The sequence below is a fragment of the Salimicrobium jeotgali genome, assembly GCF_001685435.2.
Lineage (GTDB): Bacteria > Bacillota > Bacilli > Bacillales > Halobacillaceae > Salimicrobium > Salimicrobium album.
On record NZ_CP011361.2, the window covers coordinates 102,748 to 116,305 of the forward strand.

Sequence of the window (13,558 nt, forward strand, 5' to 3'; positions counted from 1 at the left end):
TGATATAAGGAGTGGCATAATGAGTTTAATTCGTTTACTTGAAAGTTACGAGATAGAAATTCCTTATGATGAAGACGAAAAGAAAGAATTTGAATTTGCAGTTCCCCAAGGTTCAGATTTATATAACATTATAATTACCCCCTCAGAATCCCTAATGGAAGCTCAAACATCTTTTTCTTTTAAAGTTGCGGTAACAGCAGAAAATTTCGAAGAATTAAAGCCAGACTTAGTAAAAGAAATGAAAGAAAATACTTTTAGAATGAGAAGGGCCCTCGATAAATTACTAGATCATATTCAATATTCACTAAATGTGGAATTCGGATACCCGAGGTTAAAGGTGAAAAAAGCACTGTTTGCTATTGATTTTGGAGGATGGGAACCTAACATTGTCTTTGATAACCCTAATATTCGAATAATCCAAGGGGCATCATTAAATTCTGAATCTGCTCACCACATTCAAACCTATTTAGATAATGGAGAAGAACCATTTGTTGCTTTAAAACACCTTCACAGAGCGAGACAAGAGGTTAATCCGAAGCAGAAAATCATAGAAGCAGCAATTGCAGCTGAATTAGCCATCAAAGAATTCTTAATTAAAAAATATCCAGATATAAAATTTTTGTTAATGGAGATGCCTTCGCCACCATTGAACAAATTATATGGAGCAGTGTTAGAACATTATCATAATGAAAGATATAAAAAAGCAAATAAACTTCAGGAAATAGCAACACTAAGAAATGAATATATTCATACCATCAAAAAATCGAAAGAAATTACTTACTCAGAAGCTAGCAATAAAGTCCTTGAAGTAGAAAATGCTATAAAGTATCTGCTTAGTGAAATTCATTCAGAACATCCCTGGGCTGGTCCGTACGGCAGAATATATGCTAATAAGAATAATAAAAAATAGACTTGAAAACAAAATTAAGTCATCGGAGGGGGAGTAGATTTGAATAAGTATGGAACAGATGTGTTTAAAGGTGCAGCAAGTTATTATTCAAGATATCGACCAATGTATCCATCATCCCTGATAAGATTTTTAGTGGAGGAGTTTGCACTTAATGGTGAACAAAACCTGCTCGATTTAGGTTGTGGCACAGGTCAACTCACAATAAGATTCTCGGATTGGACTAACAAAATAGTAGGGATAGATACAGAGCCGGAAATGATAAATGAGGCAAGACGTCTTCACCAACAGGTGAGGATAGGGCAAATTAAGTGGTTTAATGGAACGCTAGAACATTATAAAGAATCACATAATGACCAATTTAGCCTTGTGACAATAGCAAAGGCTTTTCATTGGATGGACAGAGCCAGGGTTTTAGAGGAGTTATATGACTTGATTGATGAAGGCGGTGGAGTGGCTATCATTGATAATTATGATCCAAATAAATCGCTAAAACCTTGGCAAAAAAACCTGAGTGAACTCATAGAAAAATGGTATGGGAAAGAACGGAGAGCTGGAAAATCCACCTATAACCACCCAGTTATTAGTCACGAAGAAGTCTTATCAAATTCAAAATTTGAAGTCGAAATACACACTTTACCTACATATGAAATCAATTGGACGATTGAGTCAATTCTAGGAAACTTATACTCAACTTCATATGGAGCAAGACGGTTTCTAGGCAATAAAGTTGAGGAATTTGAAAAGGAGGTCAAACAGTCATTATTGGAGTTTTCCTCCTCTGGTGAGTTTAGAGAGACTGTAAATGTATCCGTAAAGCTCGGTAGAAAATAATATAATTATCTCAAATTCGAGTCTTCCACTATTTGGGGCGCTTCTATAACAAGGGCTCCCCTTTATGAAGGGGTCAAACTGGCAATTGTTTAGAAACGTTTTAGAATTCCTGAAAAAATTCAATTGCTTATCGTTATTCTGTCCCGAGAGATAAATTATTGGGGTTGGAATTATTTATCAGACGAATAACCCCGATGGGTGTAATATCCCTCTATAAATTGTCAAACCCGCTATTTCAAGTAGCGGGTTTTTCTGTTTAATAAGATTTTATGTATTTGCTGTTTGTTTCGCAGCGGTCCCTATAAAAATGAATCAAACAATGGTATTGAACCAATGTTTTTACCACCCAAATATATATTAGAGTTGTTCGGTGGATTAGCCATAATAATAGGTTCTATAAAAGTGAAAGTAGTGGTGTTGTAAAAAGTCGACCAAATTCATGGGAATCTCAACACTAAGTAGCAGATGAATGGCAAACCTTTTCTGATGGTGGGGCTAATAAGGGAAATTGTTCCTGGAAACACATTGACTTTTATATCATTAAATGATATAGTCTATTAAACGATATATCATTTAATGATACAAAACATAAGGAGCATGAATATGGCGAGAAATGACTCATTAGAGACAGGTGAGCTCACCGATACATCCTTTTATATTTTGCTGTCGCTTGTCGAAGCAAGGCATGGGTATTTGATCATGCAAAACATCGAAGAGCTGACAGAAGGCGGTTTTTCGATCGGTCCAGCGTCTATGTACACGACCATTAAGAAGCTGTTATCGGCTGGATTGATTGAACTGTATGGAGATGGAAAAGGAAAACGAAAGACGTACATTGCCACCAACATAGGACTCCAGATGTTGGAAAAAGATATTCAAAGAAGAGAACGCATGATTGTACATGCGAAACAAGTAATGAATCAGAAAGGTGACAAATCAGGATGAAAAAGAAATACGTGATGTCGAGGGGTCTTGCTTTTGGAGAAGAGAAGGATATGGCGAAATTAAGATCTTACGCGAAAGAAGGGTGGGTGTTGGACCGATTCGCTCCGTTCGGTTTTTTGTTGAAAAAAGGGGAGGCGCAGGACCTGTCATTTGCGGTCGATTATAACAAGAATCCAGATGACGAATACTTCGCTTATTTCGACCAGGCGGGCTGGACTCATGTGTGTAGTGAGGTGGATTACATACACGTGTTTTCAGCTGCGGAAGGCACCAAACCGATCTACTCAGACCGCGAGACAACACTGGGCAAATACGAAGTGGAAAAAAAGAGGACTGGCCGGGTTGCCTTGCCTTCGTTGATCGCTACGATTCTTCTGTTTGTCCTAGGAAATTTGGAAAGTATTACAGGCATCATGGGAGAGGTTTTGATTTGGTCAGGCTTTCTAACAATGATCGTATTCATATTCTCGGGTATGCCGTATGTAGGGTACCAATATAAATTGAGTAAATTGAAAAAAGGATGAGGAAAATGAAGTAAAGGATATTCAGATTGTTCTTTTACTAGCAGGATCAAGCGGAAGAAAAGTGGCTGACGGAGATGGTTGAGCAAGTGAACGATAATAAAGTTATTTGGAGGAAGATTTTTTAAGCTTTCGATGTACCATTTGTTTTCAATAAGGTTCGAAATATAACTCTTATCTGCATTACGGACGAGCTCTTATTTTGAGAATAACATGAAATTCAACACTCAAATAATGGAAATTATGAAATGAATTTCTTATTTTATATGTAAATGGTTATAGAGAGAAAAAGAAAGGGAGATCAAAATGCAACAAACACTACTGTCTGTTGAAAAACTCGGAAAGTCCTATAAAAATAAACAAATTGTGAAGGATATTTCTTTTAGCGTTAAGAGAGGAATGGTAACCGCTATCCTTGGCCCGAATGGTGCCGGTAAATCGACGACTATTCGAAGCATGATGGGAATTATGCAGCCGGACGAAGGAAGCGTAAAGTATCAAGATTATCCAAAACATGGAGTTCCTCATGAGAAAGTGGGCTATTTACCTGAGGAAAGAGGTTTGTACAAAAATGTAAAAATCATGGATGTTATTCTTTACTTTGCAGATTTGAAAGATTATCCAAAAAAGAAGGCTAAATCCAGAGCGCTTGATTATTTGAAGAAGTTTGGCTTGGAAGGAAAAGACAAAGTTTCGGTTGAAGAGTTATCAAAAGGGATGGCACAAAAGGCTCAGTTTATTGCTTCAATCATTCATGAACCTGAACTTTTAATTCTGGATGAGCCATTCTCTGGGCTGGATCCAGTGAGTCAAGATGTGTTTAAACAAGAGATAAGACAACTGGCTGACAATGGTACTGCTATCTTAATTTCTTCTCATCAAATGAATCTTATTGAAGAAATTGCGGATGACTTACTGCTTATACATAAGGGGAAAACGGTTATTAAAGGAAGTATGGAAGAGGTCAAGGAGCAATATTCAAATTACAAGTGTACAATTATCGGGGAAAATGAAGCTTCTCTCTTTACGAGTCTTCCATCTGTGCAAAATGTTGAGAGAGATGGAAGTAAAACGGTACTATATTTGGACAAAGATGTCCATATCCCCACATGGATTAGTCACATTCCAAAGGAATCCTCTATTCAAGAAATGACGATTGATAGGATTTCCTTACATGAGATATTCGTGGGGATCGCTACAGAGAAAAATCTAATGAAGAGTGGAGGGGGAGTGAATCATGCGTAATACGTGGAAAGTTGCCAAATGGGAATATAAGCGGAACGCTACAAATAAATCGTTCATCATTTCCACACTCCTGACTCCAGTCATTTTTCTATTGTTTGCCTTCCTGCCAAGTTTGTTTTCAGGGTCGGAAAGCTCCAATGATCCCGAAGCAATGAAAGTATTTATACAGGACGAAGTGGGACTTGCGCCAAGGGTTGAAGCACTTGTGAATAATGAGGAGTCCATTAATTGGGAACTCGAATTTGTAGAAGAAAATAAGGAGTCTGTTTTAAGTTCCGTAACGGAAGAGGAAAATCAAGCGTTTGTGTCCTTAACTGAAGATACCATTCAAAGTGGCGTCGTTAAAGTAGAAACGAGCGAAGAAGTAACGGATTCATTCTTTACCCAGCTGCAGTTATTACGGCAGCCTATTCAAAACTATCAATTCGAACAGTTAGGTCTTACAGAATCTCAACTTCAGCAAATAACAGCAGGAGTATCGTTTGAAACATCTGAAGCAACTGCCCCAGCTTCTGGAGTTGGAGACGCAGATCAATCAGGCGCCGTTGAAGGAGAGCTCATTGTTCCCGGAATATTTGCTTTGATCGTTCTAATTGCCATCGTACTCACAGGAATGATGATTTTTCAAAGTGCTTCCCAGGAAAAGAAAGAGAAGGTTTCAGAAATTGTCTTGTCATCTATGAAGCCTAATGAATTGATGCAAGGAAAAATTATCGGATACTTTGGTCTTGGGATAAGTCAGGTGATTATCTGGTTGGGTTTCGGAGTACCTTTAGCAGCCTGGCGAATGGAGGATGTTCCGATCCTGCAATATTTATTTGTGCCAGAACTGCTGATTATGGTGTTTATCGCGATTTTAGGATATCTTCTGTTTGCTGCCTTGTTCGTAGGGTTTGGTGCTACAGTGGAAGATATCAGTTCATCAAGCAATTTTCAAGGTTTCATAATGATGCTTCCTTTTCTTCCTTTTGTATTTATTGGACCTATCTTAAATAATCCTAGCGGTTTGGCAGCTACGATCGGATCTTTTATACCATTCACCTCCCCAGCTGTATTAATTATGAGAATGGCTATGCTTGAGGACTGGCCGTGGTTGGAAATCGGCCTTGCCCTTGTGGTACTTATGATAAGTGTATGGCTAATGATTAAACTAGCTGGAAAGATATTTGAAGTTGGTATTCTTTTGTATGGTAAGAATGCAACACCTAAAGAAATATGGAAGTGGGTAAGAGCATAGAATCATTTCATTAATATCTACGTAAGCCATAAATAATAATTGACTTATACCTGTCCCTTTGGAGTAAATGCAATAATTAATAGGGGCAGGTGCTTTTATGTAATAAATTATCTTGATTTCAAGTCTTACACAATAGACCAGCTATAAAATGTCAAGTAACTAAATAGATGTTTCTTGTGAACTCATTGAAATGAAATTTGGCATGCCAAATAAACCTCACTTATAAAATTATTAAAACGACAAAATTCGTTAATCTCCATTGGTTTGAGGGCGAGGGACATAGGGCGTCTGATCTCTTAAAATGGCAAAAATAATGTGTGTCAATTTACGTGCTACGGCACCTACCGCAGTACCGTGAGCCTTCCCGCGTTCGCGTAACTTTTGATAATAAAGGGATAGGGCAGGATCCTTAAAACTAGCCACGAATGCTGCTTGCCATATTGCACGCCTAAGGTAAGGAGACCCTCTTTTGGAAAGCTTCGTTTTAGATCTATTAAATTCACCGGATTGGTGTACGGAAGCATCCAGGCCGGCAAAGGCAACTAATTGTTTTGGGTGTTCGAAGCGATCAATGGAACCAACTTCACCTAAAATGACTGCCGCTGTGACATCATTTACGCCTGTTATGGTTGTTAAATAATGATTTTGACGGTCTGAGAGTTCCTTTAATTCCTTCTCTATTTGACTCAATTGTTTTTCAAAAAGAGCTATTTGTTCCAGGAGAAGATGAATCTGCATTTTAAACGCCTCTGTACCTATGGAAATACCGAAGGTATTTTGGGCACTTTCTTTCAATTGTTCAGCTTTCCAACGAGCTCTTGTAATCCCGTATCGTCCCTTACTGACACGGTAAAGGACATCGGCAAGTTTTTCTGTATCAATGTCTAAAAGGTCTTCGGGTAGTGTATAGTTTAAAAGAATTTCAGTGGAAGATAGCCCAAATACATCAGAAAATACTTGTTCATACTCAGGGAAAACCTGATCTAGTAAAGCAATGATTTTACGCTTAACGTCTGAGCTTTGGTCTACCAATGCATAACGCAGCCTCTCGAGGTGTCTAAGTTGAAGGAGATCCTCTTGAACGAATGGAGTCGCTTCTGGAGAGTCGATGCGAATTACTTGAGCAATTAAGTACGCATCTTTAATATCTGTTTTGGTTTTGCGAATATAAAAATTTCGTAGGGCGTCTGATTGCATAGGATTGAAAGACGTCACTTTGTATCCAAGTTGATAAAGGAAAGAAAAGAGAGATAACCAATAGTGACCCGTGGCTTCCATTCCACAAGCACAATTCTCAGGTGTCACCTGGTGTTGGTTTAAGAAAGTCAGAAGCTTTTCACTACCCTTTTTGGAATTAGCAAACCGAATGGTTTTCCCAATAGGGTTCCCACTTTCATTGATTAATCCAGCTTCATGATGACGTTTTCCAATATCAATACCAAGATAAATCATCAACGATCCCACCCACATAATATTAATCAGATCAAAGGAGACCTCTTACCTTTATAGATACTCAACCTCGTTAGATATACGGCAACGATGTACCATCCAGCTCATACGAATAGTTCTATAAAGAAAGAGGTGTCAGTCTATAGCACGAAGACAATGCTTCAAGGGGGCAGAGCGACAACCTCAATCTGATTTAACCCCATTATACCTTCGGAAAAGGTATGATGGATTTAAAACCAGAAATAATCTGGTTAATAATAATATACGAGGGGGCTTTAATCGAATAGGGTTAATTTGAGAATCGGTTCCTATAGAATGAAAGGAACCGATTTTTCTATGCCTTGATTCAATTTCCTATAGACACCTGTTTTCCTGAAGTTACCCCTGGATCCGCCGTTCCTAGCTGAGGGAAACTTGCGTATCCTATACAGTAGTATTATAATTATAACAAGGAATCCTAGAAACAAAGAAATGATTTTTTGGTTTCTAGGAATATGTGGAAGAAGGAGAGGCATACTGATGGCTATAGAGAAAACTGTAAGAAGGAGTGGAGATATGGCTCAAGGACCTAGGAAAAAGTCGCGCCGTATAGCTATATCCAACAAACGCCAAATTACCGTCCCGAAAGAATACTACGATTATCTTGAAATGGATACCGAAGCCAATATCGAGTTGGAGGGGAATAAAATCGTGATCACTCCGGTGCGAGAAAACAATGACGACTTCTCTGAGTTTATTTTGAAAGACCTGATCGATGAAGGGTACGGAGGGGATGAACTGCTCCAGGAATTCAACCGTCGGAAGAACAACATACGCCCTGCGGTCGAAGCATGGATCAAAGACGCTCAGGAAAACGCCGAAGACGTAGATTCTGTGTCGGATCTGTTTGACGAGGACGAATAGTCATGGAAAAAGTGAAACTGAGAGTCCAAAACCCGGCCAAAAAGTTCTTCAAGAAAATCAAAGACAAACAGCTCAAAGGTAAGTATGAAGATGCGATCGAGACCATACGCTTAGACCCCTATCACGCGGGCGAACCGAAAACGGGGGACCTCGCAGGGGTCTACGGGTATGATATCCGCCATAACAAAACAGGGTACGAACTGGCATACACCATTGAAGAAGACGAGGAAGGAAACACCGTCATCATTCTCCACGCCGGTACACGAGAACAATTTTACAAGGAACTGAAACGATACTTATAGTGAATCGCATACATAACATTCATCGACGGAAGGCGAAAGCATCGTCTTCCGTCTTTTTAGATACAACAGAAAAATAAAGGAAACGCTCGATAGGTGCCGAATAAAGAAAGAGAACGTACAGGAAGAAGGAGCGATGAAATGGAAGAGAAACAAGCAGAACAATTTCTAAAGAACGAAGCAGCCCAAGTCATGAGAGAACGGAAAAGAAAAGGTCAGTTTCATATTATGGCCTGTACGCTGCAGCCTGACGGTGATCGATATATCACCGTTCGCGACGTTGCCTCTCTCGAAGAAGCCCCGACTACTTATATCTACTCTCTCATCCCCTACACCTACGAGGACGACGCTGACGTCCAGGATTTCTTTATTCGGCACAAGCGACTGATTTGTATTTATCAAAAAATATATTATGGAACTTCTTTCCGTTCATTGCTTTCGGTCAAATAACTGGTCACCAACAACAATGATGGTAAAATTATTGAAATGACTCAGCTAGTGCTGGAACACGATTTAATAAAAGGGGCATCCACCTTTGAAGAATTTGCCTATCGGTTATTTATGAAAGCCTTAAAAAAAGAAGGAAAAAGGCTTAACGAGTTGAAAGGGTGAGGTTGTTGTAACGGTAGCCCCTTATTAAATACCGGCAGATTACAGTGAAAATAACATACATTTGATTAAAAAATACCAAGTGCGGGTTTTCTTAAATCCCGACGCTTGGTATTTTTCTATTTGCATCCCCACAGATGCTCCTATGCCTTTTGTTTGTCCCGAAACTTCTTAACAACCGTAATGATGGCCACAACTACCAGCACGATACTGGTGATCAGCAGCGTTATATTCAAACTGCTATATGCACTGTCATTGACTACATAAATACCGTAGAACGGCCAAAGAATGACGAGCGGATAGAGCCAGTCGCTATAGCGGAAGGCGACGATACTCCCGATGAGGGTTGCCGCCGCAAGCATGATAAGCGTCCAGTCCAGCTCGCCGAAACCTAGGATGGTCTCTACCTTCATGCTGGCTGTCACCGCGAACACGTTGACGATCGTCGCAACGGTCACCCAGGCGAAATAAATGGAGAACGGCAACCGGTCGAACCAGTTATAGTCAGCCTTCGTGATTAATGTATGCATGAGGACAAGGGTAGCGAGAAGGCCCGCAATCACCAGGGTCGATGCAATCAGCCACTGCTGGGTAAATACGACGATCCAGAGCCCGTTCAAGAGAAAATTGAGAATCGGCCAGAAGGTTAAGCGCGACGCTAATGATCCTTCCCACGTGTTATCAAAAAACCGTTTGATAATCCAGATAAAAAGCAGGACGTAAATCAGCCCCCATATAGAAAAGGCGAACCCTGCGGGCTGGATAATCGCCTGGTTATTGTCGGCTACGATACCGACATTCGTGGCGCTCCAGTAGTTCAAAAAAATCATAAGACCAAAAGCTATCAGATAGGCGATAGCACATATCCGTTGTTTCGGCATCGATAGTCCACTCCTTTTTCCCGTCACCAATCGTTGTGTTTTGTTGTGTGCATTATTTTGGGTTTTCCTTTTCTGGAATTTTTAAAACTCTTTTCCGTTCTGCAATGATTTGGCAGGGAAACCAGTAGTTTACTAGAAGATAACAAAGACAGTCGTTTACGCGGTTTAGAAGAAGTCATAGACATTCATTCTCTAAGAACAGTAAATGTAGCGTGAGAAGTGTTATTCCCTTTTCTTTTATTTACGATGTAAAAAGGAGAGATAAAATGAATCAAAGTAATATTTATGATTTTCTGAACGTCGACCAGGACCCTTTATACCAAAGCCTCCAATCGTTACAAACAGGGGATCGTTACCGTCTTGATGACCAAACAGAAATTCACTGTAATGTTCATGGTCTGTATGAAGTTATAGCAGAAGAAACGGAACAAGCATTTTCTTCTCTTGAAGATTGTTATTCTTATATTTCTGCCTGTGGCTTTGAAGTAAAGTCCGATCGTTTATAAAACGTTTGATACAATGGCATTATCTAGCCGAATTGTGATAATACAACAAAACGAGCCATTTTGTTACATAATTTATGTTGAGATTGAAAATATGGGAGGCAACTGTCTTGCCAAGTAAACGTAGTGTGGGAATGCTTTCTTTTTTTATTCTGATTGTTGGGCTTGTTTTTCTTGGTGTCTATATTTTTACAGGTGATTCGTTTATTGACGACGGCATAACAATGCCACTCGGTTTTATCTTCCTGGCACTTTCTTTTGTTTTATCCTTGTTCAGCAGAAAGGACAAGTTCGGAAGGGTACCACTTTTCGTTTTTCCGATAATTGCGGTCATTTATTTATTGTTTTTCGGAATTATTTCTTTATTTTGGAATACATCCTAATAATACAATTACACAGAGGGGCGCGTTTGTTACAAAGCAGAGTTGGAAGATGGTCATTCGTAAACAAGTGACAATCCCTTTTCAACCAATGACTCAATGATTTTGGATATACATTAAACCGGCATCAGTTTGAGTTATTGCGACATTGAGTTACTAATGGCTTAACGAACAAAGAAGTAGATGACTAGGATCTTTTGCACAAAACCTCCATTTGGTAAAAACAACAAATAGTTACCATCTTGAGACTAAAGCAGAAATTCGCTCTAACGCTTGTGGTCTATACGTGATTATAGTAGAGGAGCGGTTACACTCCTATATTAAAGTTCGAACAGTTAAACACAATGTACTAAGTGTATACATTGGTTTCGCAATAGGACTAAATTGCAAGAAAGGGGCAATTTAAATGTTATACATAAAGGTTAGTTCCTTACTCTTTTTAATAAGTTTATGTCTTTTGCTTATAGGTTTATTTTTGGGAGGTATAAATGCTTCTTTGATTATTTCAGGTGTGATTATGAACTATGCAGGACTTGCTATATTATTTAGTGGGGCAATTAAAAAGCATAGCAAGGCTGAATAGGATTGTACTTCAATCACGTCCTCGACAGAAAGACCAGTTATTCACAAACGAGCGCCTGCTGCAAATGACTAGGTGATTTCAGATCTACCCTGGCAGCCTATGCTCCAAGAACATTCGCACAATATTAAACTGTATGGAGGTATAGAAAAAGAAACCTCGAAGATTGTTATTCTTATATTTCTACCCATGGCTTTGGAACAAAGTGCGATTATTTATAAAAACGTTCGATATAATAGCATTATCTAGCTGGATTATGATAATGCAATAAACAAACCATTACGTTTTATAATGCGAGAAAGATTGGTGAAGTTAGTAATAATAATTTTAAGCTAAAACAGAAAAGTTTTTGTGTAAAGGGGGAATGAAAATGCCAAAAATAACAAGGTATCTATTTTTTTCAATGCTAATATTACTTTTCCTAAATGGATGTGGTTCTATTGGTGACGAAAACGTTAATAGCAGTGAAGATATATTTCAATACAAGGAATCTATGATTGGTGATAACAGTGCAGTAGCCAGTATTATCAGGCAATTAAAACACAATGAAGAATTTCAAGAAGTTTCACTTGATACAAAAGAAAAGCCTTATGGAATGACTTTAAAGTATGGAAATATTGATGTAGCAGAGATAGAAAAAGAGTACAAAGAAACAGCCATTAATAATGCTACCTGCCTATTTGCGTTAATTAATAATGCGGAATGGGTTACATTTGATTTCGAAGACAATAAATATAAAATTACTAAATCGAAATTGCAGGATTTTTATAGTAAAGATTTAAGTGGATTTTCTAATGAGAAGGAGTTGAAAGCCTTAGTACAAGAACAGTTGAAAGATGAAAGTAAAGTGAACCAGCTTTTTACACGATAGAATTTTTGTTCAACTAACGGGCGCGATTGCTGAATAATACCATTTGCTTCAAGGCTTAGGGGTTTTCATGAAGGTAGCCTCTTTTTTATTAGGAAAAAAACAGATAAAACAAAGGAACTGTTTACTAAGCAGAAGAAATGGAACAAGCATTTTGTTCTCTTGTAGATTGCTATTCCTATATTTCCACCTATAGGTTTGAAGTGAAACCTGAGCGTTTATGAAAACGTTTGATATAATAGCATTACCTAGCTGGATGGGCATAGATATCTCTTTATTTGCGGGGATAAGTGTCATATTTATAAAAACAAAAAGATAATAATAAAAATAGGATAGTTAAGCAATCGGGTGCGTTAATTTAACAGTGCATCCTTGTAGGATGTATTTTTGATAAAGATTAAAAAGGAGCGAAAAAAGTGTTTAATGATATTAAAGTCGAATTCGAAATAAAAGCTTATGGAGAAGAAAAAACAGATGATTATAATGATTCATTTAAGGGATACGAAGTTGCGAGAAATAAGGTTTTATCAAAAGAAATAACATTGGGGGAACTTGAAAATTACGTATCAACCATCTTTGAAGAGGTAAAGGGTGATTATGGACAACCACCTGAACAACTAACTGCAAAAATCACCATTAGAGCAAAAGAAAAAGAAGGCGAAATTACTTATCTCGGTTGAGCCTTATCTATTCTTCAATCGGGTGTGATTGTTGTAAAACAGAGTTAGAAAACGATCAACCTTATCTATAGAAATCGTTCCGCACTCCATAAAAGAAGAATTAAACTTTAAAGGGGTGGTACAATTTCGTGAAAAGTATTCCGAATGTTTACATAATACTTATTACCCTATACGTGTCATTTTTTATATTAGATAAATTAATATTCAAAAATACGCTTCTAGAGTGGGCTGGCGGGAAGAGTTTTAATAATATGCAGGAGAGAGAATGGTACCGACTACTTACAGGGTCATTTTTTCACCAAAACATATTACATTTGTTAGGGAATGCTTACGCCATATATTTTGTCGGAGTTATCCTTGAAGATAACATTGGAAGTTGGAGCTTTTTAGCGATTTATTTAATCGGAAATATAGCAACATATACTGCTTACTCTACCTTCTCAAACTATTCGAATGGAACAGGAGCCTCTCCAGGAATATATGCGCTCATAGCTTGCGTAATTATCTTACACCTATACGATCCATCATTTCTTAATTTGGAATTTGGGGATTGGCCTGTAAATTACACATTTGCTTATTTAATTTTAGGGAATCTTTATGGAATGGGCGCATTTATCGTACATATTCCGGGTTTCGGTTTTGGTTCGATTATCACGTTACTACTTTTACTCTTTAAAATTATAATTTAAAGCAAAACTCGTTAACAAAGTATAATAA

At 38.1% G+C, this 13,558-nt stretch carries 16 protein-coding genes; 14 read left to right on the forward strand and 2 right to left on the reverse strand.

Annotated features, from left to right (window positions below; all coding sequences use genetic code 11):
* Positions 1 to 19: 19 nt before the first annotated feature.
* The 6 genes from AAV35_RS00540 (at position 20) to AAV35_RS00565 (ending at position 5,689) form a co-directional block, all read left to right on the forward strand.
* Positions 20 to 910 carry a hypothetical protein gene (locus AAV35_RS00540; RefSeq protein ID WP_008591619.1) on the forward strand — a complete coding sequence of 297 codons (891 nt, stop codon included), beginning with the start codon at positions 20 to 22 and terminating at the stop codon, positions 908 to 910.
* A gap of 39 nt (positions 911 to 949) precedes the next feature.
* Complete coding sequence (locus AAV35_RS00545) at positions 950 to 1,741, forward strand: class I SAM-dependent methyltransferase (protein ID WP_008591618.1); 792 nt, start codon at positions 950 to 952, stop codon at positions 1,739 to 1,741.
* A gap of 603 nt (positions 1,742 to 2,344) precedes the next feature.
* Positions 2,345 to 2,686 (forward strand): PadR family transcriptional regulator, encoded by a 342-nt coding sequence (locus tag AAV35_RS00550; protein WP_008591616.1) that lies wholly within the window; start codon positions 2,345 to 2,347, stop codon positions 2,684 to 2,686.
* Complete coding sequence (locus tag AAV35_RS00555) at positions 2,683 to 3,210, forward strand: DUF2812 domain-containing protein (protein ID WP_008591614.1); 528 nt, start codon at positions 2,683 to 2,685, stop codon at positions 3,208 to 3,210. The genes AAV35_RS00550 and AAV35_RS00555 overlap by 4 nt, the downstream gene beginning before the upstream one ends.
* A 303-nt stretch (positions 3,211 to 3,513) precedes the next feature.
* Entirely contained in the window at positions 3,514 to 4,452 is a 939-nt protein-coding gene (locus tag AAV35_RS00560) for an ABC transporter ATP-binding protein (protein WP_008591612.1), read from the forward strand.
* Positions 4,445 to 5,689 carry an ABC transporter permease gene (locus AAV35_RS00565; protein WP_008591610.1) on the forward strand — a complete coding sequence of 415 codons (1,245 nt, stop codon included), beginning with the start codon at positions 4,445 to 4,447 and terminating at the stop codon, positions 5,687 to 5,689. Before AAV35_RS00560 ends, AAV35_RS00565 begins: the two co-directional genes overlap by 8 nt.
* Before the next feature lie 249 nt (positions 5,690 to 5,938).
* Here AAV35_RS00565 and AAV35_RS00570 read toward each other — a convergent pair whose 3' ends face one another.
* Entirely contained in the window at positions 5,939 to 7,141 is a 1,203-nt protein-coding gene (locus AAV35_RS00570; RefSeq protein ID WP_008591815.1) for an IS110 family RNA-guided transposase, read from the reverse strand.
* A 516-nt stretch (positions 7,142 to 7,657) separates the two neighbouring features.
* Between AAV35_RS00570 and AAV35_RS00575 the strand changes: the two genes are divergently transcribed.
* From AAV35_RS00575 to AAV35_RS00585, 3 genes are all read left to right on the forward strand, one after another.
* On the forward strand, positions 7,658 to 8,041 hold the full coding sequence (locus AAV35_RS00575; protein ID WP_008592158.1) for an AbrB/MazE/SpoVT family DNA-binding domain-containing protein: 384 nt from the start codon (positions 7,658 to 7,660) through the stop codon (positions 8,039 to 8,041).
* A 2-nt stretch (positions 8,042 to 8,043) separates the two neighbouring features.
* The gene (locus AAV35_RS00580; RefSeq protein WP_008592145.1) at positions 8,044 to 8,343 is read left to right on the forward strand and encodes a type II toxin-antitoxin system RelE/ParE family toxin; all 300 of its coding nucleotides are present in this window, start codon (positions 8,044 to 8,046) and stop codon (positions 8,341 to 8,343) included.
* A gap of 138 nt (positions 8,344 to 8,481) precedes the next feature.
* Entirely contained in the window at positions 8,482 to 8,790 is a 309-nt protein-coding gene (locus AAV35_RS00585; protein WP_156330916.1) for a hypothetical protein, read from the forward strand.
* Positions 8,791 to 9,092: 302 nt separating this feature from the next.
* On the opposite strand, the gene AAV35_RS00590 is transcribed toward AAV35_RS00585, so the two are convergent.
* Positions 9,093 to 9,830 carry an ABC transporter ATP-binding protein gene (locus AAV35_RS00590; protein WP_008592142.1) on the reverse strand — a complete coding sequence of 246 codons (738 nt, stop codon included), beginning with the start codon at positions 9,828 to 9,830 and terminating at the stop codon, positions 9,093 to 9,095.
* A gap of 266 nt (positions 9,831 to 10,096) precedes the next feature.
* Between AAV35_RS00590 and AAV35_RS00595 the strand changes: the two genes are divergently transcribed.
* The 5 genes from AAV35_RS00595 to AAV35_RS00620 all read left to right on the forward strand — a co-directional run bounded on the left by AAV35_RS00595 (position 10,097) and on the right by AAV35_RS00620 (position 13,530).
* Positions 10,097 to 10,336, forward strand: a complete 240-nt coding sequence (locus AAV35_RS00595) for a hypothetical protein (RefSeq protein WP_008592141.1) — start codon at positions 10,097 to 10,099, stop codon at positions 10,334 to 10,336.
* Between the two features lie 107 nt (positions 10,337 to 10,443).
* The gene (locus tag AAV35_RS00600; RefSeq protein ID WP_008592140.1) at positions 10,444 to 10,716 is read left to right on the forward strand and encodes a hypothetical protein; all 273 of its coding nucleotides are present in this window, start codon (positions 10,444 to 10,446) and stop codon (positions 10,714 to 10,716) included.
* Between the two features lie 947 nt (positions 10,717 to 11,663).
* Positions 11,664 to 12,164 (forward strand): DUF4825 domain-containing protein, encoded by a 501-nt coding sequence (locus AAV35_RS00605; protein ID WP_008592139.1) that lies wholly within the window; start codon positions 11,664 to 11,666, stop codon positions 12,162 to 12,164.
* Positions 12,165 to 12,577: 413 nt separating this feature from the next.
* Complete coding sequence (locus AAV35_RS00615; RefSeq protein WP_008592137.1) at positions 12,578 to 12,841, forward strand: hypothetical protein; 264 nt, start codon at positions 12,578 to 12,580, stop codon at positions 12,839 to 12,841.
* A 128-nt stretch (positions 12,842 to 12,969) separates the two neighbouring features.
* Positions 12,970 to 13,530: a rhomboid family intramembrane serine protease gene (locus AAV35_RS00620; RefSeq protein ID WP_008592135.1), complete on the forward strand. Its 561-nt coding sequence runs from the start codon at positions 12,970 to 12,972 to the stop codon at positions 13,528 to 13,530.
* Positions 13,531 to 13,558: the final 28 nt, after the last annotated feature.

Excerpts from the sequence above, each read along its gene's own strand:
- AAV35_RS00540 (WP_008591619.1), top strand. The coding sequence starts at position 20 with ATGAGTTTAATTCGTTTACTTGAAAGTTACGAGATAGAAATTCCTTAT.
- AAV35_RS00550 (WP_008591616.1), top strand. The coding sequence starts at position 2,345 with ATGGCGAGAAATGACTCATTAGAGACAGGTGAGCTCACCGATACATCC.
- AAV35_RS00555 (WP_008591614.1), top strand. The coding sequence starts at position 2,683 with ATGAAAAAGAAATACGTGATGTCGAGGGGTCTTGCTTTTGGAGAAGAG.
- AAV35_RS00560 (WP_008591612.1), top strand. The coding sequence starts at position 3,514 with ATGCAACAAACACTACTGTCTGTTGAAAAACTCGGAAAGTCCTATAAA.
- AAV35_RS00565 (WP_008591610.1), top strand. The coding sequence starts at position 4,445 with ATGCGTAATACGTGGAAAGTTGCCAAATGGGAATATAAGCGGAACGCT.
- AAV35_RS00570 (WP_008591815.1), bottom strand. The coding sequence starts at position 7,141 with ATGATTTATCTTGGTATTGATATTGGAAAACGTCATCATGAAGCTGGA.
- AAV35_RS00575 (WP_008592158.1), top strand. The coding sequence starts at position 7,658 with ATGGCTATAGAGAAAACTGTAAGAAGGAGTGGAGATATGGCTCAAGGA.
- AAV35_RS00580 (WP_008592145.1), top strand. The coding sequence starts at position 8,044 with ATGGAAAAAGTGAAACTGAGAGTCCAAAACCCGGCCAAAAAGTTCTTC.
- AAV35_RS00585 (WP_156330916.1), top strand. The coding sequence starts at position 8,482 with ATGGAAGAGAAACAAGCAGAACAATTTCTAAAGAACGAAGCAGCCCAA.
- AAV35_RS00590 (WP_008592142.1), bottom strand. The coding sequence starts at position 9,830 with ATGCCGAAACAACGGATATGTGCTATCGCCTATCTGATAGCTTTTGGT.
- AAV35_RS00595 (WP_008592141.1), top strand. The coding sequence starts at position 10,097 with ATGAATCAAAGTAATATTTATGATTTTCTGAACGTCGACCAGGACCCT.
- AAV35_RS00605 (WP_008592139.1), top strand. The coding sequence starts at position 11,664 with ATGCCAAAAATAACAAGGTATCTATTTTTTTCAATGCTAATATTACTT.